General features: G+C 47.0%; 3 protein-coding genes. 2 read left to right on the top strand and 1 reads right to left on the bottom strand.

Annotation, left to right across the window (positions count from 1 at the left end):
• The first annotated feature begins 37 nt into the window (after positions 1-37).
• Entirely contained in the window at positions 38-247 is a 210-nt protein-coding gene (locus PX481_RS09495; RefSeq protein ID WP_502888593.1) for a hypothetical protein, read from the top strand.
• Positions 248-251: 4 nt separating this feature from the next.
• Here the strand turns inward: PX481_RS09495 and PX481_RS09490 are convergent, their stop codons facing one another.
• Entirely contained in the window at positions 252-1307 is a 1056-nt protein-coding gene (locus tag PX481_RS09490) for an ABC transporter ATP-binding protein (RefSeq protein WP_288094476.1), read from the bottom strand.
• 123 nt (positions 1308-1430) lie between these two features.
• On the opposite strand from PX481_RS09490, the gene PX481_RS09485 reads away from it, so the two are divergent.
• Positions 1431-2066, top strand: a 636-nt coding sequence (locus tag PX481_RS09485) for a nucleoside phosphorylase-I family protein (protein ID WP_288094475.1), incomplete at its 3' end; no start/stop codon positions are given.

The raw sequence follows: 2066 nt of genomic DNA, 5'->3' as shown, positions 1-2066 counted from the left end.
TCGCTCTAGATCAAAAACAATTGACAAAAATCGCTAAATGCCTTTCTATATAAGGGTTACATCCCTTATAACCCCCGTCTATTGCATAACACCAACCGAAGAGCCAATAGTATTAAGCGATAAGCTCGGAGCTGCCTTTTTACTAAAAAAAATCTCCCCACACCCCACACCCCACACCCCACACCCCACACCCTACACCCCACACCCCACACCCCACACCCCACACCCACTTTCAAGTCAGATGTGATTGATCAATCGGCAAATACACGGACGCTATCGGGAATAATCGATAGTTTTACCTTTGTACCGATGTCTAATTGGGTGTTAATCGTTGTTCTAGCGTGGATTTGGCTGCCGGTAGCCGTTAGCAGACAATAACGGTATTCCCGCCCCAAAAATTGGCGATCGCAAATAACTAGCTCTCCCGTCTCATCCGGCTTAATTTTGACATCTTCCTCTCTCAGCATCAATTCCCCTTTGTCCAAATCTTGACCATCAGGGATTTCCCAGACTCCTATCTCGGTTTGCCATTGTTCCCCCTCCCGTCTAGCGGGGAGAAAGTTAGCTTGGGTGACAAACTCGGCCACAAATCGCGAGGCCGGATGACTATAAATTTCTTCGGGATTGTTAATTTGTTCTAATTTTCCTTGACAAAGAACCGCAATTGTGTCACTGATCACCATTGCTTCCTCCCGGTCGTGGGTGACAAAAATGGCCGAGATACCAGTCGCTTTCAGGATATGACGGATCTCGTGCCGTAACCGTTGCCGTACCTGGACATCGAGATTACTTAAAGGTTCATCTAAGAGGATTAAAGAGGGTTTTGGGGCTAAAGCGCGGGCGAGGGCGACTCTTTGCTGTTGTCCTCCCGATAGCTGATGGGGATAACGTTTTTCTAGTCCTTGCAGTCCGACTAAATCTAAAGTTTCCGCCACCCTAGCGTTAATAGCTCTGCTCGATAATTTCTCCCCAGAATTTTTTAACCCGAAGGCGATATTGTCAGCAATGGTTAAATGGGGAAAAAGAGCGTAATCCTGAAAAACCATGCCCGTATTGCGTTTTTCCGGGGGAATAAAGGTTTTTTGGTCGGCAACTATTCGCCCTCCCAATTCAATCACTCCTTGAGATGGTTTTTCAAATCCCGCAATCATCCGCAGTAGAGTGGTTTTACCGCAGCCCGACGGGCCCAATAATCCGAGAATTTCGCCCTCTGTTAAACTAAAACTGATATTATCGACAGCTAGAGTAGGAGAAGCGGGAAAACGCTTGTTAACCTCGGATAAACGCAGAATGACAGACTTTTTCATGGTGGGAAAGACAATCGCCCGGTCGGTGGCGGGGCCATTCACTTAAGAATTATTCCTAATTAGTTCACTATTATTGTTTATAACATCTCAATGCACTAATTAGGAAACTTTCTCAAAAATTTCATGCTCACACCTGAAGATATTATTCTCGTTCCCCGGGGGGCCGAGCATAGCTCAATCCGCCGAGGATTAAGGAAAATCGGCGATTTAGCCCCGCAAATTATCCCGATTAACCTTGGCGCTCCAGAATTCCTCGACAGTTCCTCAGTCTCTGGGCAATCTCTAGAATTTCTTAATAAGCTCACGGGAAAAATTGTGCTGATGGGATTAGCGGGCAGTCTCAGCGATCGCCATCGGGTCGGAGATGGGGTAATCTATCAAGGTTGTGGCGCGGAAACGGGGAATTATTGGCAGTGCGAACCAGAAATAACCGCAGAAATCGCCCAATTAACCGGATATAGTCTTGTTAAAGGTTTAACCAGCGATCGCCTGATTAGCCGATCCGAGGAAAAACGACGTTTAGGACAGGGGGGCTATGAGGTGGTCGATATGGAAGGAGCAAGGATTTTAGCGGCTTTACCGGGGCAAAAAGTGGCAATTGTGCGCGTGATTAGCGATGAGGTGACACAGGATTTACCCGATTTAGCCCCGGCAATTGATAATCAAGGTCAGCTGCTACCATTGCCCCTAGCTCGACAAATGTTAATCCGTCCCATCCCGGCCTTCCATTTGATTCAAGGTTCCCTAAAAGGTTTATCC

The organism is Microcystis sp. M53603_WE2, from assembly GCF_030065435.1.
This window is presented reverse-complemented; position numbering and strand designations above follow the sequence as displayed.